The sequence below is a fragment of the Nocardia beijingensis NBRC 16342 genome (genome assembly GCF_001612785.1).
Lineage (GTDB): Bacteria > Actinomycetota > Actinomycetes > Mycobacteriales > Mycobacteriaceae > Nocardia > Nocardia beijingensis.
This window is the reverse complement of sequence record NZ_BDBC01000027.1, coordinates 26,883-53,876: the sequence shown is the minus strand read 5'-3', so window position 1 is coordinate 53,876 and position 26,994 is coordinate 26,883. Positions and strand designations below refer to the sequence as shown.

At 68.7% G+C, this 26,994-nt stretch carries 24 protein-coding genes and 1 pseudogene; 11 read left to right on the top strand and 14 right to left on the bottom strand.

Annotation, left to right across the window (positions count from 1 at the left end):
- The first annotated feature begins 84 nt into the window (after positions 1-84).
- On the top strand, positions 85-462 hold the full coding sequence (locus NB3_RS17390) for a hypothetical protein (protein WP_067804055.1): 378 nt from the start codon (positions 85-87) through the stop codon (positions 460-462).
- Between the two features lie 451 nt (positions 463-913).
- Here the strand turns inward: NB3_RS17390 and NB3_RS17385 are convergent, their stop codons facing one another.
- The 3 genes from NB3_RS17385 to NB3_RS17375 form a co-directional block, all read right to left on the bottom strand.
- Positions 914-1,627, bottom strand: a complete 714-nt coding sequence (locus NB3_RS17385) for a DUF1906 domain-containing protein (protein WP_067804052.1) — start codon at positions 1,625-1,627, stop codon at positions 914-916.
- A gap of 177 nt (positions 1,628-1,804) precedes the next feature.
- On the bottom strand, positions 1,805-2,932 hold the full coding sequence (locus NB3_RS17380) for a hypothetical protein (protein WP_067804049.1): 1,128 nt from the start codon (positions 2,930-2,932) through the stop codon (positions 1,805-1,807).
- A 232-nt stretch (positions 2,933-3,164) separates the two neighbouring features.
- Positions 3,165-3,767, bottom strand: a complete 603-nt coding sequence (locus NB3_RS17375; protein WP_067804046.1) for a CHAP domain-containing protein — start codon at positions 3,765-3,767, stop codon at positions 3,165-3,167.
- Positions 3,768-3,959: 192 nt separating this feature from the next.
- Here NB3_RS17375 and NB3_RS17370 point away from each other — a divergent pair, with 192 nt between their 5' ends.
- The 4 genes from NB3_RS17370 to NB3_RS17355 are packed head-to-tail and all read left to right on the top strand — an operon-like array spanning position 3,960 to position 7,534.
- Complete coding sequence (locus NB3_RS17370; protein WP_067804079.1) at positions 3,960-4,610, top strand: ABC transporter permease; 651 nt, start codon at positions 3,960-3,962, stop codon at positions 4,608-4,610.
- Positions 4,603-5,802, top strand: a complete 1,200-nt coding sequence (locus NB3_RS17365) for an ABC transporter ATP-binding protein (protein ID WP_067804043.1) — start codon at positions 4,603-4,605, stop codon at positions 5,800-5,802. Before NB3_RS17370 ends, NB3_RS17365 begins: the two co-directional genes overlap by 8 nt.
- On the top strand, positions 5,799-6,563 hold the full coding sequence (locus NB3_RS17360) for an ABC transporter permease (RefSeq protein ID WP_067804034.1): 765 nt from the start codon (positions 5,799-5,801) through the stop codon (positions 6,561-6,563). Before NB3_RS17365 ends, NB3_RS17360 begins: the two co-directional genes overlap by 4 nt.
- On the top strand, positions 6,560-7,534 hold the full coding sequence (locus NB3_RS17355; RefSeq protein WP_067804031.1) for a glycine betaine ABC transporter substrate-binding protein: 975 nt from the start codon (positions 6,560-6,562) through the stop codon (positions 7,532-7,534). The genes NB3_RS17360 and NB3_RS17355 overlap by 4 nt, the downstream gene beginning before the upstream one ends.
- A 105-nt stretch (positions 7,535-7,639) precedes the next feature.
- Here the strand turns inward: NB3_RS17355 and NB3_RS17350 are convergent, their stop codons facing one another.
- Entirely contained in the window at positions 7,640-8,275 is a 636-nt protein-coding gene (locus NB3_RS17350) for a TIGR03086 family metal-binding protein (RefSeq protein ID WP_067804029.1), read from the bottom strand.
- An 88-nt stretch (positions 8,276-8,363) separates the two neighbouring features.
- On the opposite strand from NB3_RS17350, the gene NB3_RS17345 reads away from it, so the two are divergent.
- Positions 8,364-9,335 (top strand): helix-turn-helix transcriptional regulator, encoded by a 972-nt coding sequence (locus tag NB3_RS17345; RefSeq protein WP_067804077.1) that lies wholly within the window; start codon positions 8,364-8,366, stop codon positions 9,333-9,335.
- Between the two features lie 18 nt (positions 9,336-9,353).
- Here the strand turns inward: NB3_RS17345 and NB3_RS17340 are convergent, their stop codons facing one another.
- Positions 9,354-10,811: an MFS transporter gene (locus NB3_RS17340; protein ID WP_067804074.1), complete on the bottom strand. Its 1,458-nt coding sequence runs from the start codon at positions 10,809-10,811 to the stop codon at positions 9,354-9,356.
- Positions 10,812-10,882: 71 nt separating this feature from the next.
- Between NB3_RS17340 and NB3_RS17335 the strand changes: the two genes are divergently transcribed.
- Positions 10,883-11,365: a MarR family winged helix-turn-helix transcriptional regulator gene (locus NB3_RS17335; RefSeq protein ID WP_067804026.1), complete on the top strand. Its 483-nt coding sequence runs from the start codon at positions 10,883-10,885 to the stop codon at positions 11,363-11,365.
- 118 nt (positions 11,366-11,483) lie between these two features.
- Here NB3_RS17335 and NB3_RS17330 read toward each other — a convergent pair whose 3' ends face one another.
- From NB3_RS17330 to NB3_RS17305, 6 genes are all read right to left on the bottom strand, one after another.
- Positions 11,484-11,855 (bottom strand): hypothetical protein, encoded by a 372-nt coding sequence (locus NB3_RS17330; RefSeq protein WP_067804023.1) that lies wholly within the window; start codon positions 11,853-11,855, stop codon positions 11,484-11,486.
- Positions 11,856-11,866: 11 nt separating this feature from the next.
- The gene (locus NB3_RS17325; RefSeq protein ID WP_244891942.1) at positions 11,867-12,346 is read right to left on the bottom strand and encodes a roadblock/LC7 domain-containing protein; all 480 of its coding nucleotides are present in this window, start codon (positions 12,344-12,346) and stop codon (positions 11,867-11,869) included.
- Positions 12,343-13,176, bottom strand: coding sequence for a hypothetical protein (locus NB3_RS17320; RefSeq protein WP_084486317.1), 834 nt, complete (start codon positions 13,174-13,176; stop codon positions 12,343-12,345). Before NB3_RS17320 ends, NB3_RS17325 begins: the two co-directional genes overlap by 4 nt.
- Positions 13,166-13,552 carry a roadblock/LC7 domain-containing protein gene (locus tag NB3_RS17315; RefSeq protein ID WP_067804020.1) on the bottom strand — a complete coding sequence of 129 codons (387 nt, stop codon included), beginning with the start codon at positions 13,550-13,552 and terminating at the stop codon, positions 13,166-13,168. The genes NB3_RS17320 and NB3_RS17315 overlap by 11 nt, the downstream gene beginning before the upstream one ends.
- A gap of 410 nt (positions 13,553-13,962) precedes the next feature.
- Positions 13,963-15,912 carry a vWA domain-containing protein gene (locus NB3_RS17310; protein ID WP_218020587.1) on the bottom strand — a complete coding sequence of 650 codons (1,950 nt, stop codon included), beginning with the start codon at positions 15,910-15,912 and terminating at the stop codon, positions 13,963-13,965.
- Between the two features lie 25 nt (positions 15,913-15,937).
- Positions 15,938-17,332 (bottom strand): ATP-binding protein, encoded by a 1,395-nt coding sequence (locus NB3_RS17305; protein WP_067804015.1) that lies wholly within the window; start codon positions 17,330-17,332, stop codon positions 15,938-15,940.
- An 86-nt stretch (positions 17,333-17,418) separates the two neighbouring features.
- Here NB3_RS17305 and NB3_RS17300 point away from each other — a divergent pair, with 86 nt between their 5' ends.
- Together NB3_RS17300 and NB3_RS17295 are read left to right on the top strand one after the other, a co-directional pair.
- Positions 17,419-17,571 carry a CopG family transcriptional regulator gene (locus NB3_RS17300; RefSeq protein WP_067804012.1) on the top strand — a complete coding sequence of 51 codons (153 nt, stop codon included), beginning with the start codon at positions 17,419-17,421 and terminating at the stop codon, positions 17,569-17,571.
- A 20-nt stretch (positions 17,572-17,591) separates the two neighbouring features.
- Positions 17,592-17,930, top strand: coding sequence for a VOC family protein (locus NB3_RS17295; RefSeq protein ID WP_067804010.1), 339 nt, complete (start codon positions 17,592-17,594; stop codon positions 17,928-17,930).
- A 436-nt stretch (positions 17,931-18,366) separates the two neighbouring features.
- Here NB3_RS17295 and NB3_RS35820 read toward each other — a convergent pair whose 3' ends face one another.
- The 3 genes from NB3_RS35820 to NB3_RS17280 all read right to left on the bottom strand — a co-directional run bounded on the left by NB3_RS35820 (position 18,367) and on the right by NB3_RS17280 (position 24,116).
- On the bottom strand, positions 18,367-20,094 hold the full coding sequence (locus tag NB3_RS35820; RefSeq protein WP_067804007.1) for a hypothetical protein: 1,728 nt from the start codon (positions 20,092-20,094) through the stop codon (positions 18,367-18,369).
- Positions 20,095-20,528: 434 nt separating this feature from the next.
- Positions 20,529-22,982 carry an FHA domain-containing protein gene (locus NB3_RS17285; protein WP_067804004.1) on the bottom strand — a complete coding sequence of 818 codons (2,454 nt, stop codon included), beginning with the start codon at positions 22,980-22,982 and terminating at the stop codon, positions 20,529-20,531.
- A gap of 495 nt (positions 22,983-23,477) precedes the next feature.
- Positions 23,478-24,116 carry a TetR/AcrR family transcriptional regulator gene (locus tag NB3_RS17280; protein WP_067804001.1) on the bottom strand — a complete coding sequence of 213 codons (639 nt, stop codon included), beginning with the start codon at positions 24,114-24,116 and terminating at the stop codon, positions 23,478-23,480.
- Between the two features lie 127 nt (positions 24,117-24,243).
- Between NB3_RS17280 and NB3_RS17275 the strand changes: the two genes are divergently transcribed.
- The gene (locus NB3_RS17275) at positions 24,244-25,125 is read left to right on the top strand and encodes an alpha/beta fold hydrolase (protein WP_067803998.1); all 882 of its coding nucleotides are present in this window, start codon (positions 24,244-24,246) and stop codon (positions 25,123-25,125) included.
- Between the two features lie 552 nt (positions 25,126-25,677).
- Positions 25,678-26,844, top strand: a pseudogene (locus tag NB3_RS17270) (transcription termination factor Rho, short form); the annotation flags it as partial.
- Positions 26,845-26,994 lie beyond the last annotated feature (150 nt).

Sequence of the window (26,994 nt, the reverse complement as noted above, 5' to 3'; positions counted from 1 at the left end):
CGGCGTCTCGGGGATTCCGCGAATACCGCCGCGGATCCGCCGCACCGCCACACGAGGGGGCGGGACTGTGGTAGACCGCTATCTATGGCGACCACCGATTGCTCGAGACCCACGAACTGGTCGAGCCGGCCGGGTCATTCGATCCGCAGCAGGCGCTCGCACCGCTCCATCCTGTCGATCCGCTCGGAAGGGTCGATCCTGTCGATCGGCTCGGCCTATTCGATCCTGTCCATCGGCAGCGTCGGCTCGGTGCTGTCGATCGGATCGGTGGGATCGTTCGGGTCGGCGATCTCGTCGTTCTCTTTCGCCAGCCTCGGTTCCGCGTTCTCCGGCCTGTCCCGGTGGTCGCTGTTCTCCTGGCTCGGCGATCACGAGGCCCCGGACAGCCGCCCTTCCCTGCGGGTGGTTCCCGACGACGAACCCGACCTGCGCGTCATCCCGATCAGCCACTGCCAGACGTGATTTGTTTTCCAGCGCCTGCGGCGCTGGGTGTCGCGGCCCCTTTGTGGCTCGCGTGTGCGCGACCGCCGCTTGCTCCTTCGTCGCCTACGCGACGGCCGCGCACACGCGAGCCGGGCCGCGAACGGCGGATGCTCGGTCTCGCTTCGCTCGAAAGACGTGGTTGCGGTGAGCCGGGCGCGTCATGCGCAGAGTTCGGCATCGGGGTGCACCGTTGCGGAACGCTGGCATGCTGAGCCCGCAACACGCTTGCTCCGAAGGCGTCCATCGGACAACCACCGGGAGCCATCTTCGTGACACCGCCGGGTAGCCGCACGCGATAGACACCGGACCGCGTTCCTGACTCCTCAGGTCGTTACAGCTGGGGGCGTAAACCGGGACAACCGGAGCGTGGCCGCTGTACGAGGCGTCGAGCGGTCGGCCCGCCGAAAGCGGATAGCGATGCGGCGCGCTCTCACCACTGCCCGTATTCGGGGGTGAGCACGTTGTTCACATCGATCCCCACCCCGTCGATGGATTGTTTGTCGATCTCGAACTGGTGCAGGTTGGCGGCGGGGTGCACGAAGCCTTTGGGGGTGCCCCAGTTGTGCTGCCAGTACCAGGAGCCCAGGCTCGCGGCACGGGCCAGTTCGATGGTCGGGGTGTTGGCGTAGACGCCGGTGTTCTCCGGGCCGAGCACGGACTGCCAGCCCAGCAGGTACGGGGCGATCATGGTGGCGAAGTCGACCGGAGACGGGTTGTCGTCGATGGACGCGTAGATCGGCACGTTGTCCGGGCCACCGGCGGCGCGGTGCAACGCGAGCCCGCGCTCGGCGTGCCGCTTGCCCGCCTCCAGCCCGCCGCGCCAGTCCGCGGTCGGCCCCTTGCCGAACTGGTAGCAGGACACGATCTGCAGACCGGCCGCTTTGAGGTCGTCGACTTCCGCTGATCGCAACGGCTTACCCGCCATCCATTCGGCGCCGGGCCTGCGATCGGACACGTAGCGGATCACGCCGATATGTCCGGCGTCGCGAATCGCCGCGGCCGAAGGGACGCCACCGGCGTAATCGATGAGGGTGCCGAGCGCGGGCCGCGCCGAAGCGGGAGCCGCCGCGGCGCTCACACCCACCACGGCCGCCGCGGCCGCGTAGGCGAACAGATCACGCCGGGATACCGAATTGGAACGCATCGTCGACTCCTTCGCGCAACCCGACATGGATGGCAGCGTGCCCGGCGCACCTTCCCCAAACCACCGCGCGCCGGGAGCCTCGAACGTGAACTCATTTCACCACATTCACATTGGAACCGCTAGACCCAGGAGAATCACATTTCACTTTCGCCACACGCGCTCAGGGCCGCGGCGGGTTCACACGATGCCGTCGATGCGTGCGGCGACGTCGATGGTGCGCATCGCCGGGTCGGCCAGTTCTTTGCGGACAACCGCCGCCACCTGCGCCACGACCTGCTTCTTTATCCCGGCGAGCGCACCGAGGGCCGCGGCGCGGGCGCCGTGGGCGGTGAACTCCATCCGGATGTCGGCCGGGTCCGGCGGCGGCACGTCGATCACCACTCGCAAGGGATCGGCGGCGCGGGCGGTGAGCACCAACGGCACCTCGAGGTCGGCGCGATAGCGGTTGGCTTTCAGCACGTCGACCGTGATGTCCAGGCTCACCGGCAACGTCAGGTCGAACGCGACCGGGTCCGCCGACCGATCCGCCAGTCGCGGCATCCGCACCTGCCCGCGGACGGTCACGACAGCGCCTGCCCGCGGCCCCGTGCGCAGCGGCCCGACCTCGATGGGCCTGCCCGCCAGCCGTTCCACCACGTCGCACACCCGTTCGCGCGTCACGATGCGGGAGAAGAACCGATGCCCGAACTCGTCGTAGCCGATCCAGTCGAACGCGAGCCGGTCCCGATGCGGCGAGCGCTCGCGCGCCACCATGGCCTCGACGTCGAACACCAGCCCCCGGCGGGTCTGCGGATCGGCCAGCATGGCGTTCACCCGGGAGGCGACCTCGCGCTGCACCACACCCGCGATCGGGTCGAGCAACCATTCCCACGCCGAGTCCACCGCTTGGGCACGCAGGACGAAGCTGATGTCGCGCTGGGTGATCGGCGGGATGTCGATGATGATGAGCACGGGTTCGGCGGTGCGGGCGTGCAGGGTCAGATCGATCTCCACCCTCGCCTCCAGCCGCAGTTTCCGGCCGCCGAGCAGCACCTTCAACGTGAGCGATACGGGAACGGTCACCTCGAAGGTCACCTTCGGGCCGCTGCGCAGGACGCGCGGCGCGCCGACCTTTCCCTCGGCGACGAAGCCCGCGAGTCCGGCCGGGCCGATCGAAACCGGGCCGATGGTCATGCCGCGGCCCGTCATACCGGAGATGGCGGACTCGATACGAGCGGCGTTCACGGCGTGCGTGACGAAACGCTCGCCGAACTCGGCGTAATCGATCCAGCCGGGCGCACTGCTCGGTTCGTCGGTCGGATGCATCGCTAGTTCCGCAACCCTCACCTCTCGATGGACACCCGACACGGTACGCGACCGATCTTGTCCCGCCCCGTAACGCACTGCTGTGCGCCCGAGATCCCCGTCCTGCCGATGAGGGGGAAGCAGGGCGGGGACCGGCGGCGGCGCTGCCGGGCGCCGCCGCTTCCATCGTAGGACTTTCCGGCACGCCGTTTCACCCGCATATCGGTCGAATCCCGCTAGGTGGAGGTGATCTTCACAATCGGCCGAACCCGACGGCCCCCACTGTGTCGTCGAGCACGAAGCGGTGGATCCGCACCTCGCCGTACTCGTTGCCGCCGATCGTGGTCACCCGGTCGCCGTCGGCCCGCAGAACGATGTTCGTGTGCTGCCCGAACGGACTGGACTCCCGGTACAGCAGCACGTCACCGGTCCGCGGGTGATAGCCCGAGCCGACGGGGACGAACCGGCCGACGCTCTCGTAGTACTCCTGCAAGGTATAGACGCCGGGAATCCGCCAGGAGCCCGAATTCGGGTTGGCCAGCGGCACACCGGCCTCGCGCAGCACCCAGCTGACGAAATCGGCGCACCATGCCTCCCGCACTCCTTCGGCGTATTTCGGGCCCGCGCCGGGATCGGCGAACTCCCGCTGGGCGACCGCGACGATTCCGGCCTGGGTGGCGTCCAGCGCCGAATGGTCCAGCGCGGGGAACTCGGTGAGGCGCTCACCCACGATCGCACGGTGATCCGTTCGGTCCCGCCACCACAGACCACCGGCGATGCCTGCGGCGGCCACGCCGAGCACCACCAACGCCAGAGCGATCCACCGTCCCGATCGCGATCCCGACTGTCGAGTCATCGTTCCCCCGCTTCGTTCCTGTGCGGCTGTTGTCCGCCTTATGGATTTCGACGCGCGTGGACGCCGAATGGTTCCCTCCGCCGTCACCGGTCTCGGCGACCGAGCGGACGACCCGGCGGAGCCGAAATCATGGACGGCACCGGCAAAACCACGCTAGTCTCCGGAGAGACCAGCCGATGGGGAGGTACGGCCCTGGACACGCTGTGGACATTCATCGTGCACCGGCGGCACCAGTTGCTGGTCGACTCCTACCTGCACGTCTCGGCCGTGGTGCAATCGGTGCTGCTGGCGACGGTGATCTCGGTGCTGATCGGAATCCTGGTGTACCGCAGCCCGTTCGGCTCGTCGGTCGCCTCCGCGCTGGCGGGCGCGGTGCTCACCGTTCCGTCGTTCGCACTGCTCGGCCTGCTGATCCCGGTGCTCGGCCTCGGTGTCGCGCCGACGATCACCGCGCTGGTGGTGTACGCGCTGCTGCCGATCATGCGCAACACGATCATCGGACTCGCCTCGGTGGACCCGGCCGTGACCGACGCGGCCCGCGGCGTCGGGATGAACCGGCTGCGGGTGCTCGCCCGGATCGAACTGCCACTGGCCTGGCCCGCGATCCTGGCCGGTATGCGGGTGAGCACCCAACTGATCATGGGGATTCTCGCCCTCGCCGCGTACGCCAAGGGTCCGGGGCTCGGAAACCTGATCTTCTCCGGACTCGCGCGCCTCGGCAGCCCGAACGCGGTGCCGCAGGCGCTGGTCGGCACGATCCTCGTCGTCGTCCTCGCACTCGTCCTCGACGGGATCTACGTCCTGATCGGACGGCTCACCACCTCCAGGGGAATTCGTGACTGAAACCGAAACCAGCGACGGCCGCGCGGCATCCGTCGTCTCCGGCGTCGAGATCGTGCTGCACGCGGTGACCAAACACTATCCGGGGCAGCGTGATCCGGCCGTCGACCGCGTCTCGCTGACCATCCCGGCGGGTGAGATCGTGGTACTGGTCGGACCGTCCGGCTGCGGCAAGACCACCACCATGCGGATGATCAACCGCCTGATCGAACCCACGTCCGGCACCATAACGATCGACGGCCGCGACGCGGCCACGATCCAGCCCGACCGGTTGCGCCGCGGCATCGGCTATTCGATCCAGCAGGCCGGGCTGTTCCCGCACCTGACCGTAGCGAAGAACGTCGCGACCGTGCCCGGCCTGATGGGGTGGAACCGGCGGCGCGTCGCGGCGCGGGTCGACGAGATGCTCGAGCTGGTCGGTCTGGATCCGGATACCTTCCGCGACCGCTATCCCCGCCAGCTGTCCGGCGGCCAGCAGCAGCGCGTCGGCGTGGCCAGAGCGCTGGCGGCCGACCCGCCCGTGCTGCTGATGGACGAGCCGTTCGGCGCGGTCGATCCGATCACCCGGGGGCTGCTGCAGGACGAGTTGCTGCGGCTGCAAGGCGAACTCGGCAAGACGATCGTCTTCGTCACCCACGATTTCAGCGAGGCGGTCAAGCTCGGCGACCGCATCGCCGTGCTCGGCGACCGTTCCCGGATCCTGCAATACGACACGCCCGCGGCCATCCTGGCCGATCCGGCCGACGAGACGGTCGCGGGTTTCGTCGGTGCGGACGCCTCGCTCAAACAGCTCACCCTGACCCGAGTGGGGGACGTCGAACTCGGCGACTGCCCCACCGCCACCGAAGAGGGCTCCGCCGACGAGTTGCGCGCGGCGCTCGCCCGCCGGGACTGGCCGTGGGCCCTGGTGCTGGACGCACAGAGCAGGCCACGCCGCTGGGTCTCGGCGGAGCAATTGGCCAACGCGGACTCGCTGCGCGACCTCGGATCGGCCGTGCCGCAGACGTTGTCGCTGAAATCGACCCTCCAGGACGCCCTGGAAGCCCTGTTGACCCATCAGAGCGCGACCGCGGTGGTGACCGGTACGCGCGGCGAGTACGCCGGGCTGATCACCATCGACACCCTGGTCGGTCACCTGTCGGCCGCGCGCGCCGAGCACGCGGCAGGCCGTTCCGCGACGGACGGCGAGCCATGACCACCGCCGCCGCGTCGCCCGCCGCCCAGCGCAGGGCCGAGCGCATCCGGTTGGTCGTGCAGCCGCTGGTCGTCCTCGTGCTCACCGCGGGCGTGCTGGTGTGGGCGTTCGCCCGCGACCTCACCGTCACGCAGCAGGCGAGCCTGAACGCGGGCAACGTCGCCACCGTCACCTGGCAGCACGTCCGGATCACCGGGGCCGTCGTCCTGATCGTCGTCGCGGTGGCCGTCCCGCTCGGGACCCTGCTCACCAGGCCGGGATTCCGCCGCCTGACGCCGTTTTTCGTCGGTATCGCGAACATCGGCGCCGCCGCACCGGCCATCGGCCTGATCGTGCTGTTCTACCTGGTCACCCGCACCACCGGCTTCTGGATCGGTGTGGCGCCGATCGCGTTCTATTCGCTGCTGCCGGTGCTGCGCAACACCATCCTCGGCTATCAGCAGGTGGATCGGACGCTCATCGATGCCGGGCGCGGGCAGGGCATGTCGGCCGTGACGGTGCTGCGCCGCATCGAGTTCCCGCTCGCGGTGCCCTACATCCTGGCCGGGCTGCGCACCTCCCTGGTGCTCGCGGTCGGCACCGCGACGCTGTCGTTCCTGGTGAGCGCGGGCGGCCTCGGCATTCTGATCGACACCGGCTACAAGCTGCGCGACAACGTCACCCTGGTGGTCGGCGCGGTGCTCGCGGTGGCGCTGGCCCTGCTGGTCGACTGGCTCGGCGCGCTCGCCGAAGCGCTCCTCGGACCCAGGGGGCTGAAATGAACCGGGCCTGGCGCGCACTCGCCCTCGGGGTGGGTGTGGCGTTGGTGGCGGCCTGCGGACTGCAATCCGGCGGCGCGGTGCCGCTGCGGGTGGGTCCTGGCAGCATCCGCCCCATTCCGGAGCTGGACGGTGTGCACGTCACGGTGGGGTCCAAGGATTTCACGGAACAGAACATCCTCGGATACCTGATCGAGTTCGCGCTGACGGCGGCAGGCGCGCAAGTGCGCGACCTGACCAACATCCAGGGCTCCAACAGCGTGCGCGACGCCCAGCTGCACGGGCAGATCGACCTCGCCTACGACTACACCGGCACCGGGTGGATCAACTACCTCGGCAACGAGACACCGGTGCCGGACGAGGTCGGCCAGTTCGAGGCGGTGCGCGACGCCGACCTCGCCGCGCACGGCATGCTCTGGACGGCGCTCGCGCCGATGAACAACACCTACGCGCTGGTCATGAGCGCGCGCACCGCGCAGGAGACCGGTGTGCGCACGCTGTCGGACTACGCCAGGCTGGCGGCCGCCGATCCGGCGGCCGCGGCCATCTGCGTCGGCACCGAGTTCAACGTCCGCCAGGACGGATTTCCCGGGCTGGCCCGCAAATACGAGATCGACGCGGGCAAGGTGCGCAAGCAGATCGTGCAGGACCAGGTGGTCTACCAGGCGACCGCCGACGGCAGGCAGTGCCGATTCGGCTCGGTCGCCGCCACCGACGGACGCATTCCGGCACTGAATCTCGTCCTGCTGCAAGACGATCGCGGGTTCTTCCCGAAGTACAACGCGGCGCTGGTGGTGCGCGAGAGATTCGCCGAGGCGCATCCGCAGGTGGTCGCGGTCATGACGCCGATCTCGCAGCGCCTCACCAACGAGGCCATCACCGAACTCAACCGTCAGGTGGACGTGGACGGACGCGAACCCGCGGAGGTCGCCAGGGACTGGATGGTCGCCCAAGGTTTCGTCACCGCACGCTGATTCGGCACGTGCAGAGCGACGCCTCACCGGTCGGGAAGACGCTTCGATGCTGCCGATCCATCGCCCGCGGGGCTCGGTCGGCGAGCCCCGCGTCGGCCCGGCCGCTCAGCGCGGGTCGCGGCCCAGGTAGCGCAGCAGTTCCCCGAGGGCTCCGTCGGCCGAACCGTCGACGATCGCGGCGAAGGCCCCCCATTGGCGCAGCGGCTCGATGATCTCGGCCGTCTCGCCGCCGCCGGGCGCGGGGTGGCCGGCCCGCGCGGCGGTGAGCAGGTGTGCGGCGAGTTCGTCGGTCAACGGTGAGGGCTGGCCGGTCGCGATCGCGATGTCCCAGGCGTGGACCGCGGCATCCAGCGCGCACATGGCCGCGGCGATCGGGGTGGCGAGCGCGCCGTGCGGCAGCGGCGTCGGCACGGTCTCGGTGGCGTCGTCGACCGTGGTCCAGGCGAAGGCGGTCTGCTCGATCGCCGTGCGCACCAGGTCGGCGGGGGCGCCGTCGATCGTGCCGGAAGGCGCGAACGGGTTGTCGGCCGGTCCGTTGCCGATGCCGAGGGACGCCGCGTAGGCCAGCTGGTCACCGGCCGCGTGCTGCACGACCTGCGTCACATCCCAGTCCGAGCACGGGGTGGGCAGGTGCCACTGATCCGCTCGCACACCGGCGACGATGCCTTCCAGCGCGCGGTGGGAGTCGGCGAGCACGTCCCGCCAAACGGGGAGCAGGGTCGCGGTGGCGTTGGCGTTCATCTCGGAGCCTTTCGGTCGTTCTCGCTGATGACACCAGCCTATTCGGGCATTAGGCTACTTTCGTTCCTAATAACAGAGGAGGGTGAAAGTGGCGTCGACCACACCGCGGTTGCTGCGGTTGCTCGCGCTGCTGCAGGACCGCGCGTACACCGGCCGGGAGCTGGCCCAGCGCCTCGGCGTCACCGATCGGACGCTGCGGCAGGACATTCAGCGGCTCCGCGAGCTGGGCTACCCGGTGCACGCCGGGCGCGGCGCGATCGGCGGCTACCGGCTCGGCCGCGGCGCGACCATGCCGCCCTTGCTGCTGGACGACGACGAAGCGGTGGCCGTCGCGGTCGCGGTCGGCCTCGCCGAGGACGGCTCCACCGGCATCGCCGACATCGCCGAGCACGTCACGAAGGCACTGGGCAAACTGGACCAGATCCTGCCGAAACGGTTGCAGCGCAAGGTTTCCGCGCTGCGCGAGGCCACGGCCATCGGCCCGGCCACGACCGGATCGCGCGAGCCGGACGCGCCGGTTCCCGCCGCCGTGCTCACCACCCTCGCCGGCGCCATTCGCGACGGCGCGACGGTCCGCGTCACCGAAGCCGAGGCCGCGTCCGCCGCCGAGATCGAGCCGTACCGGCTGATCAACTGGCAGCGCCGCTGGTACCTGGTCGCCTACCGTCTGGACGACCATTCCTGGCGTGCGATCCCGGTCGCGCGGGTGCTGCGGGCGGAGACGAGTTCGCGCCGCTTCGCCGCGCGTTCGCTTCCCGACGACGACCTGGTCTCCTTCGTCATGCGCCACATCGCCACCACGGGGTGGCGGGTGCGGGCCGAGGTCACCGTGCTCGCGCCCGCCGAGACGGTCATCGCCAGGATCAATCCCGCGGTCGGCGTGGTGGAGCCGGTGGACGCGGACACCTGCGTGCTCTACACGGGCGCGGACGCGCTGGAGACGATCGCCATCTACCTGTCCATGCTGATGATGGACTTCCGCGTCGACGGCCCGCCGGAGCTCGTCGCCCACATCCGCGCCCTTGGCCGCCGGTACACCGAGGCCGTGGCCGGCGCTTGAGACCGCGCCGAATCTCCGTCAGGAGTGCCCGGTGGTGGTCGCCGCGTCGGCGGTCTTGCGCATCGGGATCAACGCGGTCAGGCCGATCGCGACCAGCGCCGAGGCCATCGCGATGAGGAAGGTGGTGTGGAAGCCGTCGCGCGAGGGGAGCAGGTGCGGGCCGAGTTTCATGGTCATGTGCGCCAGCACGACGCTCATCACCGCGGCCGAGGTCGAGGTGCCGATCGAGCGCATCAGCGAGTTGAGGCCGTTGGCCGCGGCGGTCTCGGTGATCGGCACCGCGCCCATGATCAGCGCGGGCATCGCCGCGTACGCCAGGCCGACGCCGCCCGCGACGATCACCGAGGCGAGCATGATCTCCCAGACGCTGTTCATCAGCACCACCGCGCACAGATAACCGACCGCGATCACCGCGGAGCCGAGCGCGAGGGTGACTTTAGGCCCGCGACTGGCCGACAGCCGGGCCGACACGGGTGACAGCAGCATCATCACGAAGCCGGTGGGGGCCAGTGCCAAGCCCGCGGTGATCATGGACAACCCGAAGCCGTATCCGGTCTGCTCCGGCGCCATCAGCAATTGCGGGAAGGTCAGGGACATGCCGTAGAGCGAGAATCCGACGGCGATCGAGGCCGCGTTGGTGAACAGCACCCTCGGCCGCGCCGAGACCCGCAGGTCCACCAGCGGTGAACGCTGCCGCAGTTCGAAAGCGCCCCAGCCGAGGAACACCACCGCCGACACCGCGAACAGGGTCAGGATTCGGGCGCTGGCCCAACCCCAGTCCGCGCCTTTCGTGATCGCGACGAGCAGCGCGAGCAGCGCCGCCGACAACCCGATGGCGCCACCGAAGTCGAACCGTGCGGGCGTGCGCACCGGCGATTCCGGCACGAATACGAAGACCAGCACGGCGCACAGGACGCCGAGCGCGGCGGAAGTCCAGAACAGCACGTGCCAGTCGGCGTTCTGCGCGATGGCCGCCGCGACCGGCAGGCCGATCGCGCCGCCGACGCCGAGCGTGGCGCTCATGATCGCCATCGCCGAACCCACTCGTTCGGCGGGCAATTCGTCGCGCATGATGCTGATGCCGAGCGGAATCGCGCCGACCGCCGCGCCTTGCAGCGAGCGCCCGACGATCTCGGGCACCAGGGTGGCGAACGACGCGCAGACCACCGAACCCGCCACCAGCAGAAGCAGATTCGCGAACAAGACGCGCCGCTTGCCGAACATGTCGCCCAGCCGCCCGCTGATCGGGGTCGCCACCGCGCCCGCCAGCAGCGTGGCCGTCACCACCCAGGAGGCGTTGGACGCGGAGGTGTGCAACAGCGTCGGCAGCGACGGGATGATCGGAATGACCAGCGTCTGCATGAGCGAGACGACCACTCCGACCATGCCGAGCGTCGCGATGAGCAGTGCCGACGAGGGACGGCGCCGGTCGCCGGAATCAGAGACGGTCGAGGACGCGTCGGCAGCTACAGTCACATGTGCACGGTACATATGGTGTGTATGCTGCACAATTTGGCGAGTACGTGATCCGCGCGACATAGTGAGCTATGTCCGATTCCGGTCCCGGCGACAAGGCGGCGCTGAACCGCCTGACCTTCGAACTGTCGCTGCTGTCGAGGCACTTCCCCGCCGCGCTGCTGCGACGTCCCGGCTTTCAGCTCGACCGCTCGGCATATCTGATTCTGACCAGGCTGGAACTGGACCATCCGCTGAGCCTGCGCGAGCTGTCCGAGGCGTTCCAATTGGACGTTTCCACGATCAACCGACAGGTCGGGGCCATGCGTAAGCAAGGGTTGGTCGAGCGGGTGCCCGACCCCGACGGCGGCATCGCCCGCAAGATCCGGGCCAGCGCCAAGGGACTGGAATTGCTTGCCGCCGACCGCAAGCAGAGCCGCCAGGGCATCGGCGCGGTGGTGGCCGAGTGGACCGAGGACGACATCGATCTGTTCAGCAGGCTCATCGCGCGCTTCAATCAGTCGGTCGAGGACAAGGAGGCCAACCCCTGGCCTCGCCCGGCCGGCCTCGAGTGAAGCAGGCCGACCCCGCGAGTGGGGAGAAGAAACGGTGGTGGAGCCGGAGGTAACCGGCCAGGGTGACAACGTCGACGTTGACGCCGTCGCTCCGCGTGGGGGCGGACCCGGCCGCCGATCAGACCTCCAGATCTTCTTCGATGCCCCTCAGACGGTGGCGGGCGAGCGCCAGATTCGCCCGGCCCCGGTCCAGGGCGAGGTAGAGGAACAGGCCCTTGGACTTGCGGCCGGTCATCGGCCGGATGATGTGGTACTGCCCGGACAGCGTGATGAGGATGTCCTCGATCTCGTCCTTGAGTCCGAGCTGATCCATGGTGCGCAACTTGGCGCGCACCACCTCGGTGTTGCCCGCGCCCGCGACCTGGAGGTCGAGGGACTTGGAGCTGCCGAGCATGCCCAGCGCCATGCCGCTGTTGTAGTCGACCACGGCGGCGCCGATCGCGCCGTCGATCACCATCATGTCTTTGAGCGCCAGATCCATATTGGACATAAGTGTTCCTTTCAGTGGGTTTTCGTTGCTTGTTCGCTTCCCGCGCCTGCGGTCACCGACGTCAGCAAGTCGGCGATCGCGCGGGCGGCCGGACGGGATTCCAGGTGCAGCCGGCCGATGTTCACCTCGGGCGCGGCCAAGACGGTCAGCGAGGTCCAGCCCGCGGCGTAGATGACCACGTGCCCGCCGGTGCCGTGCACCACGACCTCGCTGAAGCCGCCGCCGTGCGCGGTGGTGGCCAGCCGATGCGACAGCGACAGCTGCGAAGCGGCCATGGCGGCCATCCCGTTCGGCTCGATCTGCGGGGGCAGATCGTGGGCGACGAGCAGCCCGTCGTTCGACGCGACCAGCGCGCCGGTCAGCCGGGGAACGCGATCGCGCAGCGCCTTCAGCTCGCCGAGCACCGCCACGTTCGGTTCGGGTCCGGACATCGCCACCTTCGTCAACCTTCTTCCCATCCAATCGCCGAGCAGTTTCTTCCGCGCGGTCACGCGAGCTCCTCCAAAGCCGCTTGCAGGCGGACGAGCAGGTCACGATCCGGCGGCTCCAACGGATCGGTGAGCGGGGCGGGTGGCGCCGAATGCCTACCGCGCCGGCGGGGAAGCCGCCCCGGCTCGGCGAGCGCGGGTGGGACCGCCGCGGGCTCGGTGCGCACCGGCTCGGGCGCGACCGGCCCGGCCGCCACGGAGACCCGCGCCGCGACGGGCGGCTCGATCAGACCCGCCGCGGTCAGATCCCGCACCGCCACCAGGCATCCGTAGGTGGTGCGGCCGAGTTCCCGGCCGATGCCCGCGACGCTGCGCCTGCCGTCGACGGCTGCCAGCACCTCGGCCTGTCCTCCGGTGAGCACCAGGCGCCGTCGCCGCACCCGGCGGACCGGCACGACCGGCACGCGATCGACCAGGTCGGCGGGCCACGGCCCGGAGCCGGGATCGCCGCGCCGCGCGCACTCCTGCACGAGAGCACGGGGCGTGATGTGGCAGACCGGGGCCAGCCAGTGCGGCGGGGCCGGGCGGAACTCCGGGACGGCGGGCGAGGCGAGCAGGAAATAGGCGGCATCGAACACCGACAGCATCGCGAGGGTCTCCAGCCGTGGTCGCCCCAGCACACGGCCTGGATCGCCCGCGTCGGCGCGCCGCCAGTCCTCGGCGGTCGCCACGCCCGCTTCGACGACCAGCCGGTCCAGCCCGGTGGTGCGGCGGCAGTCGGCGGAAACGATCGCGCCTTCGGCGAGATGGAAAGCACCGTCGCCCGCGCGCAGCACCCCCGTCCGTCCCTCCTGCTCCAGCCGCCGCAATTCGACCGCGAGTTCAGGGCTCATGAGCGTCCTCGGCCGATTCGTCGAGAATTCCGCGCAGTTGGTATCGCGCCATCGCGAGATTTCCGGCGTCCGCGTCGAACAGCACGTGCACGAAAAGCCGTCCGTCGAAATCGCCGTTCACCAGGTTCAGCAGGTGATATCCGCGAGTGCCGCAGACGATGATCTCGGTGACGTCGTCGCCCTCGGTCGACAATGCCGGGCAGGCCAGCACCGCGCGCACCACATCCGTTGTGGCCGCGGCATCTTCGTGCTCGTCCACCAAGTCGTGCCTGCCGTCCGCGGCGATCGCGAGACCGCTCGCTCCGTCAACCAGCGTCACGCTGCGCGCACCGGGAATATCCATGATGCGCTTCAGACAGCCGTCGATTCCGATCACACGCCACCACTTGTCATGGGAGGGGTTTACGGGTTCCAGACGCTACACACGGGCGCCGCGCGCTGTACAGCAAATCGGTGAGAAATTTCCGGTAAAAAACATCGGCCCTGGAAACCGGTAATAAATACCTTGCGGTATTCATACCTATTGGTATTCATACCTTTCGGTTTTTGTTTCCGACACGCCGAGTCCGACACAATAAATCCTCGATACGGCCGCCCGACTGCCCCCGTGCCACTTTCGCGACACGCCTGCGACCGCGCACGCACGAAGGTGTACGGCCGCAACCGCACGGCCGCAGAAGGCCGCTCGCCGTGCCCGGCACTCCGCGGCGGGAGCGGTTCGGGACACCGGAAGGGCCAGTAGTGATCTCGTAGCAATTACCAGATCGACCCCGACGAGCCGCGACTTCAGCGCCTGCCGCGCAGGTAGTCGCTCACCACGGCGGCGCCCAAGCCGTCGAGGTCGGGCGCCACCACGCGGCCGCCGCTGCGGCGGGCCATCAGATCGACGAACGCGGCCAGGCGCGGGTCATCGCCGAGCATGAAGACCGTCACCGACGCGCCCAGTTTGGCCAAGGCGTCGACCTGCGCCATCGTCACGGCCAGCGTGCGCTGCGCTGGCGGCCAGTTGAAGTAGGTCTCTCCGTCCGGTTCCAGGTGGGCGGTCGGTTCACCGTCGGTGACGACGAGCACGACCGGCACCGCGTCGGGGTGCCTGCGCAGGTGCGCGGCGGCCAGCAGCAGCGCGTGGTGCAGGTTGGTGCCCTGTTCCCACACCCCTTCCAGCGCCGTGAGTTCGCCGATGTCGACGGTCGTCGCGTGCCTGCCGAAGGTGATCACGCTCAGGGCGTCGGAGCGGAACCTGGTGCCGATCAGGTGGTGCAGCGCGAGAGCGGTGCGCTTCATCGGCACCCATCTGCCGTCCTGCACCATCGACCAGGACGTGTCGACACACAGCGCGACGGCGGCCCTGGAGCGCTGCTCGGTCTCCATGATCTCGACATCGGACACGTCCAGCCGCACCCGCCGATCCCCCGTCGACGCCGACCGCAGCACGGCATTGCGCACTGTCCGCGACACGTCCCACGGCTCGGTGTCGCCGAAGCGCCAGGCCCTTGAGCCACCGGTCGGCTCACCCGCGGCCCCGGCCAGGGCGGTGTCCCGTTCTCCGCGCCGGGAACGCAAGCGCCCGACGACGTCACGCAGCGCCGTCTCGCCGAGCCGGCGCAGAGCCTTGGGCGTCAACCGCAGCGAGCCGTCCTGCGCTCGCTCGAAGATGCCCTGCCTGCGCAATTCGCGTTCCAGTTCGGCCAGCCGCGCGGCGTCCACGCTCGCGTCCGCGCCGAGGTGGCGCTCCAGCGCGTCCAGGTCGATGTCCTCGAGCCGGGCGCCCGCGTAGGACTGGCCGAGTTGCTCGGCGAGCGCGTCGAGTTCGGCGAGGTCCTGTAGCGCCTGCGCGCCCGCGCCGAGACCGAGCGGATCCTCGCCGCGGAAGCGCCGCGCGGAGTTCCAGTCCTCGCCGGGGCGCAGCGCGCGCAGATTCGCGTCCAGCGCGGCGACCTGCTGGGCGATCGCCGGATCGCCGAACGCCTGGCCGATCAGCTCGGACAACTCCGCACGCTGCTGCTCGGACATCGAGTTCATCATGCGCTGCGCGGCGGCGGCGCGGGCCGCGAGCGCGTCGATCAATTCCTCGGTGTCGCGCGGGTTCTCCGGGAAGAACTCGCCGTGCTCGGCCATGAACTCGGCGAACCGCTGCTCGGTGTTCTCGCCCCTGGCGTGGGCGGCGAGCAGGTCGTTGAGGTCGGACATCATCCGCCTGACCCGCTCGACGTCCTGCGCGGTGGTGTTCCGCAAAGCCTCTTTCATGCCCTGGAAGCGCGACTCCAGTAGTTCGCGGCCGAGCAGGTCGCGAATCTTCTGGTAGTTCTCGCGGCCGGTCTCCGATCGCCAGGGGTAGTCGGCCAGTTCGGTGACGGCGGCGGCCGTGCTCGACGGCAGGGCGTCCAGCTGCGCTTCGGCGAACCTGGCGTCGTCGGAGGGGTCGGGGAACAGCGCGCCACGCTCGGCTTCCAGCGCCTCTTCCAGCAATGCCCGGACTTGCTGCAACGTGCCGTCCAAGCGGTGGCTGCGGGCGATCTCGGCGCGGCGCTGCCACAACCTGCGGGTCAGCTCCTCCAGCCCCGGCGTGGTGCGGGTGCCGCGCCGCAACAGCTCCTGCATGGCGTTGCGCGGGGAGCTGCCCTCCATCACATCGCGCCCGATGAGATCCAGCGCTTCCCGCAGGTCCAGCGGAGGCGCCAACGGATCCGGTCCGTCGTGATACGGGCCGTAGGAGTAGCGATCGGGGGTGGTCACGATTCCTCGCCGGGAACAGCGGTGGTCATCGGCCGTACACCGCCAGCCCGTCGTCGGAATCTTTCGCGATCTGCCGGGCCAGGTAGAGCGCCTCCAAGGCGAATTCGACAGCCGAGGCGATTCGCGGCGGCGGATCGGCCGCGTCGACGCCGAGCCGTCCGGCCACTTCGTGCAGGATGGGCAGCTCGGGCAGCGCCGAGAGGACCTGCTCGCCCGGCACGCGTTCCCCGGTGGTGACCAGATGCCCGTCGCCGACCGCGTCGGCCAGCGGCCGCAGGTTCAGTCCGCCGAGCAAGGCACGCGCCGTCTCGGAGAACGAGCGGCGCAGCAGATGGGTGAGATGTTCCTGCTCACGCCCCTCCTCGCCGGACTCGAACTCCAGCTTGCCGCGCAATACCGCGGGGACGGATTCCAGGTCGACCGGACGCGCCACGGCCGGGCTCTCCCCCGTCACCGCGGACCTGCGCAAGGCCGCCGCCGCCACCGTCTCGGCCGCGGCGACGGCGAAACGCGCCGACACGCCGGACCGCTGGTCGATCGCGGACGACTCGCGCAATTGCCGCACGAACCGCGCGAGCACCTCGATCAGCGGATCGCCCACCTCGGCCACCAGCTCCGCCTCCTGGCGCACCAGCGCCACCTCCGCCGCCACGCTGAGCGGGTAGTGGGTGCGGATCTCCGCGCCGAAACGGTCTTTCAGCGGCGTGATGATCCGGCCGCGGTTGGTGTAGTCCTCGGGGTTCGCGGTCGCGACGAGCAGCACGTCCAGCGGCAGCCGCAAGGTGTAGCCGCGAACCTGGATGTCGCGCTCCTCCATCACGTTCAGCAGCGCGACCTGGATGCGTTCGGCGAGGTCGGGCAACTCGTTGATCGCCACGATGCCACGATGCGCGCGCGGGACGAGTCCGAAGTGGATGGTCTCCGGGTCACCGAGGCTGCGGCCCTCGGCCACCTTCACCGGATCGACGTCGCCGATCAGGTCGCCGACGGAGGTGTCCGGCGTGGCCAGCTTCTCGGCGTACCGCTGCGACCGATGCCGCCACGCGACGGGCAGATCGTCGCCGAGTTCGGCGGCCAGCCTGCGACCGGCCGGGCTGATCGGGTCGAGCGGATGCTCGCCCAGCTCGGCGCCCGCGATCACGGGCGTCCATTCGTCCAGCAGACCGGCCAGGGTACGCAGCAGCCGGGTCTTGCCCTGGCCGCGCTCGCCGAGCAGCACGACGTCGTGTCCCGCCAGCAGGGCGCGTTCCAGCTGCGGCACGACCGTCCGGTCGAACCCGACGATGCCGGGCCACGGGTCGCCGCCGGAACTCAACAGCGCCAGGAGGTTCTCGCGGATCTCGGTCTTCACGCCACGCGGCAGATAGCCGGCCGAACGCAGTTCGCCCGCGGTCGTGGGCAGGTGTTCGGGAACTTTCACGAATTCGACGCTACGTCCATTCGGCCATCGGGTCGACCGAAAGAAACCGCTAGGCGCTAGCTTGCTAGCATGCTAGCATTTGCCGGGTGGGCGACGAGGAAGTGAAACAGTTCAACGTGTACTTGCCGATCGGTCTGATCAAGCAGGTGAAATTCCGCGCCATCGAGTCGGGCACGTCCCTGTCCGCGCTGGTCGCGGACGCGTTGCGCGCTTATCTCGACGACACCACCGACAGCTGAAGCGACCGAAGGAGAGCGATATGACGACGCGGGGCATCGAGGGCGTGCACGTGGAGACGCACAACTGGGGCAAGACGGCGAGATTCTTCCAAGCCCTCGGCTACGAGCCGGAATTCACCACCGACCACAGCTCCGGACTGTTCCGCAACGGCGACGGGCCTTACGTCTTCATCGCGGAGATCCCGAACAATCAGACGCCGCGCACCCAACTGGTCCTCACCGTCACCGACGCCGACTCGTTCCGGCCGAACGAAGACATCGACGTGGTCGCACCGTTCGAGGCGACCCATTACGGCACAAAGGAAATGACGGTGCGCGATCCCGACGGACGCACCTGGAGTCTGCAGGCGCAGGGCTGAGGACCCGCCACGCCGAGGCACTGCGCCCGGTACGCCGGACCACCCCTCGATGTTCACACCCCAGCGGGTCGTCCATGCTCGCTTCGCGCGAACGCCCGAGTCCACAGATGGCCTTCGCTATGAGCGACAGAATCGAGGCGCGGCACTTGAATTCGCCCGCACGCGTGTGGTGACAACTCCACAGAGGCACCAGGGCACGGCACCCCGCGTGACCGATGGCGCGCGAATTCGCACGGCGTTCGGCCGGTACATCGCTGCGCCCAGCGACGATCCGACACCGCTCAGCTCACCGAATGGTGAGCTGAGGATCGTTGGCCGCGCGGTATGGCAGCGTCCTCCCGTGCCTGCGCAATCGGACCGGAACATGCGAACCAGCGCATCGAGCCGCGCTCCGCTGAACAGGCTGTGGTCGAACCGAATCGCCGTGCCGCTCAGCTCATCGAGTGGTGAGCTGAGGTTCGTTGGCCGCGCGCGGTGCGGCGTCCTGCGGGGCCTGCGGGATCGGAGCCGACTGCACGGCCGCGACCGGTGCCACGTGTTCCATTCGCGGCGCTTGATCGTCGCCCGCGGCGCCGGGTCCATAGTGCTGGGCCATGGCACCGAGCGGTTCCGGCGCGGCGCCATTCGATTCCGGATGCACCTCGGCGGCCTCCGCGCGCACGACGTGCACGGTGGCACCCGTCACCGCGTCACGATCGTCGGGCTGGGGGTCCACCTCGGCGGCCTCCGCGCGCACGGCGTGCTCGGTGACCCCCGCCATCACGTCACGATCGTTGCGCTGGGGATTCACCTCGGTGGCCTGGAAGCGCGCGTCGTGCTCGACGACCGTGCCGTGAGCCGCCGGCGCGGGACCTGTCCGAGGGACCTCGCCGCGCACGTCATGCCCGTCGGCAGCCTCCGCGACCGCGGGTGCGCTCGGCTGGGGCGCGGCCGGAGGCTGCGCCGGCTGCTCGCCCGGCTCGGGCTGCTTGACCGACCGGATCCGGTTGAGCGTCTGCCGCACCGCCGCCGCCAACCGCGCGTCGAGAACGGCCTCGTCCGGACTGGCTTCCACGGGCGCTTCTGGACCGCCCGCGGCAACCCGTTCGACCGCGGGCAGCGGCGTCGTAGCAAACCACAGCTCCGTGAGTTCGGGCGCGGGAACAGGGGGCGTGGCGACTTCGGCCGCAGGGGCGGGCTGCCCCGACGCGGCGTGCTGTTCGGTCTGTGGTCCGGCCGCACCCTCCGCGCCGGGCGCGGGCGCTTCGGCGCTCGCGGGTTCGCTCTCGCGGCGAACGGTCGCCGTCGGCTCCATGAGGATGCTCGGCAGGATCTGGTTCCCCGCGCCACCGACCTGGGTGAGCGCCGCCAGCCGTTCCTGAAGATCCTCATGGTCGGGCACGGCGGCGGTCGCTTGCTCGATCGCGCGCCCGTATCGCTCGGCGACGAGCCGGTGCGTGACGAGCGCGACGCCGATCATGATCGGCGCGATCGCGTGGATGCCGATGCCTGCCATGTCGCCCGACCGGAAGTACGGGAACGTGTTCAAGGCGATACTCGCCGTCAGCAAGACGCCCTCGACGGTGTAGACCTGCCACAACCGGTCGATCACACCCCATTCTGCGGTGTCACCGGTGGACAGCATCAGCGCGACCAGCACCGCGCTGATCAGCGCCTCCAAGCCGTAGGACAGCCAGAACATCGGGTTGGTCGCGCCGCCGGTCGGCGCGATGTTCTGCTGCACCGTGACCGCGGAGAACAGCATCGAGAACGCGACGACTCCGGCAAGCAGGCCCAGCACCCGGGGTTTGCGCTGATGCAGGCGAGCGACTTTCGCGTGCGGGCTGCTGCTGTGGCGCTGCTCCCCGATCGCCTGCGCGGCGCGCAACAAGTCCGCGGCCTCCCTTTCGGCAAGTTCGGCGGCCGTGCGCCGCACCCGCTCCGCGGCGTCGGCGGCCGCCTGGATGCGCGCCCGCTTCTCGTGGCGTTCATAGTCACGCACGAGCTCGGCCAACTCGCGGGAGGCGGCGAGCTCACGCTCCGATAGTGCTTCGAGCAGCGCCGGATCGTCCTGGTGGGCCAACCGCTCGTGCGCGATCTGCACCCGGTCCGGCAGCGCGCCTGCCACCAGATCATCCACCGGCGGCGCCCCAGCGGGCGCGTTGGTCGTGAAACGACGGAACATCAGCAAAGAACCTTTCCGACGGTCGAGTGTTCCAGACGCAGCGCGCCATAGCTGCCTCGGCCGTCGACCACTCCCGCCGAACAGGACGACCGACCCGGCCGAGAACGAAAAGATAACTCGTCATCGAAATCCGTTCGACCCGATGAGCAATCAGGCCTGTTCGGCGGCAGCGGGACGAATCACCCAGGACAGAACCAGGGCCGCCGTGCGGACGGCCCTGCCCGGCCGGAGTTCAGTAGCCTCCCGGCGAACCGTTCGGCTCGGCTTGCCTCGCCTTCGCTCGCAGGTCGCGGCCGGAGACTTCGTGCCGTCCACGAGAGCGTTCGATCCGGTGGCAGCGGGCGGGGATTGTCATCGGCGGTCGCGTCACGCGACAGCGGACGGCGCCGGAGACGGCCGGGTAAGTCCCCTGGACGCCGTATCCGGCGGACGCGTCAGATCCTCGCGCGGCTGGCGCCGCGGCGCCGCGGACGCAGCTGATACAGGCGATACCAGGCCAGCGCCAGGAAGACCGCTCCCAGACCGGCCACGACTCCCATATCGAGCAGCCACGTGCCGATGGTGTGCTTCCACAGTGGGTCGGGCCCGCCATCATGCGGCGAGAGAGTGTCGAGGTCGAGGGTCGCGGCGCCCGCTCCGAACCCCCAGCGGGACGGCGCGATGTATGCCAGCTGTTCCAGAACGGGGGTGCCAGGCAGCCGTACCAGCCCGCCGGTGAGCACCAGTTGCGCCATGGACAGCACGATCAGCAGCGGCAGCGTCTTCTCCGACGTGTTCACGCTGACCGACACCAGCAGGCCCAACGCCAGCGACGCGATGCCGAGCAACGCCATCGCCAGGATCAGTTCCAACTCGACCGAGGTGAACAGCCCTTTGGGCGGCATACTCACGCCGATGGTGCCGATCAACACCAACACCGCCGCCTGCAAGGTGGTGATTACGCCCAGCACCAGCAGTTTCGACATCAAATAGACGCCGGCCGAGAGTCCTGCCGCGCGTTCTCTGCGATAGATCGTCTGCTCCTTGACGATCTCGCGGATCGAATTGCCGGTGCCGACGAAGCACGCGGCGAACGCCAGGACCATGAGCTTGGTCGGGGCATCGACGTTCGTGCCCGGCGCCCCGGCGAACCCCTCGCCCGACGGCACCGCGGCGATCAAACCGCCCAGCAACAGCGGCAGCACGCCGAGCAGCGCCAGATAACTCCGGTCCGAGGCGATCACCGCCAAGTAGCGTCGGCACAACGTGCTGAGCTGGCTGAGCTTGGACTGCGGCGCGGGCGGCGGCGCCGGTGTGCGCACTTGCGCCGGGCCGACGTCATCGGTCAGACCGACCGCCACGTAGCGCTCGTAGCGTGGCGACGCCTCGAACTCACCGGCCCAGTCCCGTTCGTGCTCGCGATCGAACGCCTGGAAGACCTCGGCCCAGTTCCCCGCAGCGAACTGCTGCAAGCCTTCCGCCGGCGGCCCGTAGTAGGCCAGTCGGCCACCGGGCACCAGGACCAGGAGACGGTCGCAGGCGTCGAGGTTCGCCACGCTGTGGGTGACGACGATGACCGTCCGCCCGTCGTGCGCCAGCTCCGACAGCATCTCCATGACCGTCTTGTCCAGGCCCGGATCGAGGCCGGAGGTCGGCTCGTCGAGGAACAACAGCGACGGTTTGGTCAGCAGCTCCAGCGCGACGCTCACGCGCTTGCGCTGCCCACCCGAGAGCTGATCGATGCGAGTGTCGGCATGCCGCGCCAAACCGAGTTCCTCGAGCACCTCGTCGACCCGCTGTTCGCGCTCTTCCGGGCGCGTGTCACCGGGGAAGCGCAGCTCGGCCGCGTAGAGCAGGGCGCGCCGGGTGGGAAGCTGGTTGTGCAGGATGTCCTCCTGCGGGACCAACCCGATGCGGTGGCGCAGCTCGTCGTAATTCGTGTACAGGTCGCGGCCGTCGTAGCGGACCGTCCCCTCCGTGGCGGGCCGCAACCCGGTGACCGCGCCGAGCAGCGTCGACTTACCCGCGCCGCTCGGTCCGATGACGCCGACGAGCGAACGCTCGGGGATGGGGAAGCCGACACCGTCGAGAAGCACTTTGCCCTCGGGTGTCCGCACGGTGAGGTTCTGCACCGAGACCGATACGTCACCGGTGTCGACGAACTCGCGCAGTTCGTCGCCGACCAGCCGGAAGGTCGTATGCCCCATTCCGATCAAGTCGTTCTCGGACAGATCGGCGGCGTCGACACGGGTGCCGTTGACGTAGGTGCCGTTGTGGCTGTCGAGGTCGACGATCCGGTATCTGCCCGGGCCGATCGTCCGCAACTCGGCGTGCTGACGGGAGACCATCAGATCGTGCGCGACGATGTCGTTGTCCGCGGAGCGTCCGATCCGCAGCGTGGGTGACGTTATCCGGACCACCGCGCTGGGGCGGTGCGCCGGGGGCGCGGATCGCGACACCCGCCTCGGCAGGTGCGCATCGAACTTCGTGACCGTGGCTTCGTCGTCGAGGTCGTAGCCGGGATTCGGCACGATCATCGTGTCGCCACCGGCATCGCCATCGGGCTCCTGGCCGGGTGGCGTCTCCACCGAGCAAGCCAATTTCTCGCCGTCGACGGCGTGCCCGAGCTGGAACGTCTCGTCGTGGTCGATCACCATTCGATCGACGCGGTGACCGTCGAAGAATGTGCCGTTGAGGCTGTGCGCGTCCTCGATTTTCCAACCGTCCGCGCCACGCTCCAGAACGGCGTGCAACGAGGAAACGCGGGGATCGGAGACGACGATATCGGCCGACGGATCGCGACCGACGTTATATGCGCCCCCGGCGCGGAGCCGATAGACGCGTTCCCGCGTCTGCACCACGAGAACCGGCGCCTCGGGGACTTCGGTGGAGGAAGATCCATCCGCCATAAAGGGAGTATACGACCGCGCGGCACGATCACCGCAATAGTCGCGCGCACCTCGATCTCTTCGCGATGCTCGTCCCATGCCACCTGACCAGCGCTAACGCAGTCCAATGAGAGACAACAAAGCGTTCGTGAGCGGCCCGGCGCTATCACACCGAAGCGAAAAATAACAGCCGGATGAGGAATTTCGGAACCAACGTTGCAGATGTGACCGAAGGTCTCGATCGGTCTGGAGGTCGAACTGCTCCCGCAGCGGATGACCAATCGGCAATTAAATTGCTGAAACACAACCGCCCGCACACTGGTTCAGAAACCTATCTCGCAATATCGCACTCCTACAGACCGATTCTTCGTTACGCGACGATCCCGGTGTCGATGGAAAGTAGGCGTCTAGGCGACATCACGCGAGCCCGACTCGTCTTTCCACACGAATTGGCCTGTCCCGCAATTCATCACGTCATGTCGAGCCGATACATTCCGAATCCGGACAGGATGCGCGTCAGCGGGCTCGATCACCACCGGCCCTGGTCGCCCGAGCGCCGGTTTCCGCACCGAGCACACGATCGAGGAGATGATCAACGAGCTCCACCACAGATTGCGCGGTGCCGTACCCCTGGAGCAGGCCTTGCGCGAGTCCGCCGATGGCGGCGGTGATGAGTTCGGCGTCGAGGTCGGCCCGGTCCTCCGCTTCCCCGGACCGGGCCCGCCGCAGTTGGTCGGCGACGATCGCGACCAAGGCTCGCGGCGCGGCGAATGTCTCCTCCGCGGTGATGCCCCGACCCGTGATCGCCGCCGTGCCGAAGGCGCCGAGCACGATGGCTTCTTCGCGGCGCAGGTTGTCCAGGGGCAGCAGTTCGATCAGTACCGCGCGGATCGCTTCGCGCGGCGTCGCGTCCGCACCCAGCGAGTCCCAGCGGCGCATGAACCGGGCGCCCGCGTCCTCGATCACCGACCGGTGGGTCGCCAGCAGGAACTCCCGCTTGGCACCGAAGTAGTACTGCACCAGCCGTACCGAGATCCCGGCCTCCGCGGCGACGGTCTGGAAGGTCACGGCTTCCAGCCCACCGCCGACGATGACTCTCCGCACAGCGCTGGTAATCTCGCGCCGCCGCACTTCGTGGTCGACCAGTCGTGGCACGCGCGCTGCCGCCTTCCTTTCGTGTCGCAGATCCGCAGGTCTAGATGATACGCACGTACCGCATACGTGGTATGTTCATACCGCGAAACATGGTATGGACATACCATAAAGGTGAGAGGGCGGGCTCATGCCGAAGATCGGGCGGTTCACCAGCGACGAAGCGCGAGAGACTTTTCTGCGCGCCTATGACGTGCTGGCGGAGAAATGGCCGGTGCCTTCGAGCCGGCACAGTGTCGAGACGTCGTTCGGCACGACAGCGGTGCGCGCATCCGGAACAGGACCTGGCGCTCCGATCTTGCTGCTGCCCGGCATATCGGGCAACGGCCAGGTCTGGCACCGGTTCATCGAGGAGTTGTCACGCGACCACCTGGTGTACACGCCGGACGTCATGGGTTGGCCTGGACACTGCGAGCAGACCGCACCGCTGCGTGACGGAGCAGACGTGGCGAAATGGCTGGTGGAGGTGCTCGACGGGCTCGGTGTCCACCGCGTCCACCTGGCCGGGAACTCCGTCGGCTCCTGGATCGCGATTCTCGTCGCCGCCGTGCACCCTGAACGCCTGGCGACCCTGACCATGTTCGAACCGGGCGGGGCGACGTTCGTCAAGCCGCGATGGCGAGTGCTGCTCAGATTCCTCCTCGCGGGCATACGGCCGACGCCAGAGCGGATGCGAAAGTTCATCAAGTGGCTGAACCCCGGCACCGAACTCAGCGACGACGAGTTCGCAATGGTCATGGCGTGCCTGAAGTTCCGCACGGGCATGCCGTGGGAGCAGCCGCTCACCGACGAGCAGTTGGCCGCGATCACCGCCCCGATGCTGGTGCTCTTCGGTGCGGAAACGGTGGCCAACGACCTGGAACGGGTGACGGCCCGGATCCGGGAGCACATCCCCTCGGCGGACATCGAAATCTATCCGGGCGTCGGACACGATGTGCTGTGGGCCAATCCGGACCAGGCGATTCCGCGCTTTCTCGACTTCGTCGGCGAACACGATCAGGTTCGAGCCTGACAGATGTCCGCTGCATTGCCGATGCCGCCGTGGCGGGGTGACGACGCGGCGGCCGGGAGACGACGCCGCGGCCGGGAGACGACGCCGCGGCCAGGTGACGACGCCGCGGCCAGGTGACGACGCGACGCCCGGGTGTCCGCTCGTGGTGTTCGGCCTGACTCGGCGAGCACATCGAATCAGCAGGCGACTCCGCCCTGGGCAGGCACACGGACTCGATGTGCTGATCTCAATTGACTGTTGCGGAGTTCGATTGAAGTAGCGGTGCGGCAGAGTGCCGGTCGCCCCATGTCTGCTGGGCGATTCAAGCGACATGCCGGGGGAACAAACGAGCACTGTTGCGTGTTGTGTTCGATGCCGCTACTGTTGGTGCGGTCTCCATCTTGTGGATGTAGGTGTCTACTCCCTCCCACAAGAGTCCACATTTCGCCACGGCGATCTCGTCACGACAGCATGTGCGCACCGGACGGCTTACTGCCACACATCCGCGCATGCACCGAGCGCCATTCCCAGCAGGCGGCATTCCCCGGCGACCCGCCACACCTATAACTTCCCAGGAGAAAACTGATGCAGCGCAACACGAATCACACCGAAGACAACCCAAACGGGGAGAACCGCACAACGCCGGTCACCGGCATCCTCGACATCAACCACAACCACGCCGCACTGCACGTCGACGGATATCTGCCCGGACCGCACGACGCTCATGTGCCGACGCGGCTGGTCCGCGAGTACGGCTTGCGTCGCGGCGATACGGTCACCGGCGTAGTCGGACCCAAACGTGAGGGCGCGAAACTCGCACCGCTGATCCGAGTCGACCAGATCAACGGCCTGCCACCGCGCAATGCCGAGGCGCGACCGCACTTCGCCGACTTGGTTCCCATCTATCCGCAGGACCGGCTACGTCTGGAGACCGAGCCGCACGAACTGACCACGCGCGTGACCGATCTGGTCATGCCGATCGGCAAAGGCCAGCGCGCCTTGGTCGTCGCACCGCCCAAGGCGGGCAAAACGTCTGTGCTGCAATCCATCGCGCACGGCATCGCCAAGAACCATCCCGATTGCCAGCTGATGCTGGTACTGGTCGGGGAACGCCCGGAAGAGGTGACCGACCTGTCCCGCGCGGTGCCCGCCGAGGTGGCCGCCGCGACCTTCGACCAGCCCGCCCACGAGCACATCGCGCTCGCCGAACTGGCCATCGAACACGCCAAACGGCTGGTGGAGATGGGTCACGACGTCGTCGTGCTGCTGGACTCGCTGACCCGGCTCGCCCGCGCCTACAACCTGGCCGCCGCCGGGTCCGGCCGCATCCTCTCCGGCGGCGTCGACGCCGGGGCGCTCGCGCCGCCGAAGAAATTCCTCGGCGCCGCCCGCAATATCGAGCACGGCGGCTCACTCACCATCATCGCCACCGCCCTGGTCGAGACCGGCTCACTCGCCGACACGGTGATCTTCGAGGAATACAAGGGCACCGGAAACGCCGAACTGAAGCTCGACCGGCACCTGGCCGACCGCCGCCTGTTCCCCGCGATCGACATCGACCGCTCCAGCACCCGCAAAGAAGAACTACTGCTCACCGCCGATGAAGGCACCTCGATTCGATCCCTGCGCAAGACCCTCGCGGGCCGCGACCCGCAGCAGGCGCTCGAATTGCTGTTGACCGGTCTGCGGCAGACCGGAACGAACACCGAATTCCTGACCCAGATCCGCAACGCGGGCTGAGAACGGCGGCAAGTTCCTGTCCGCGCTCGGCCGAGCGCTGCCGCCAGTGCTCCACGACCTTCCGCACAATCGAGAGCGGCTCAGGGGCGGTGAATTGCTGCGGATCTTCTCCGAACATCTGGAACTCGGCCCGGCGTGGTTCGAGCGCGA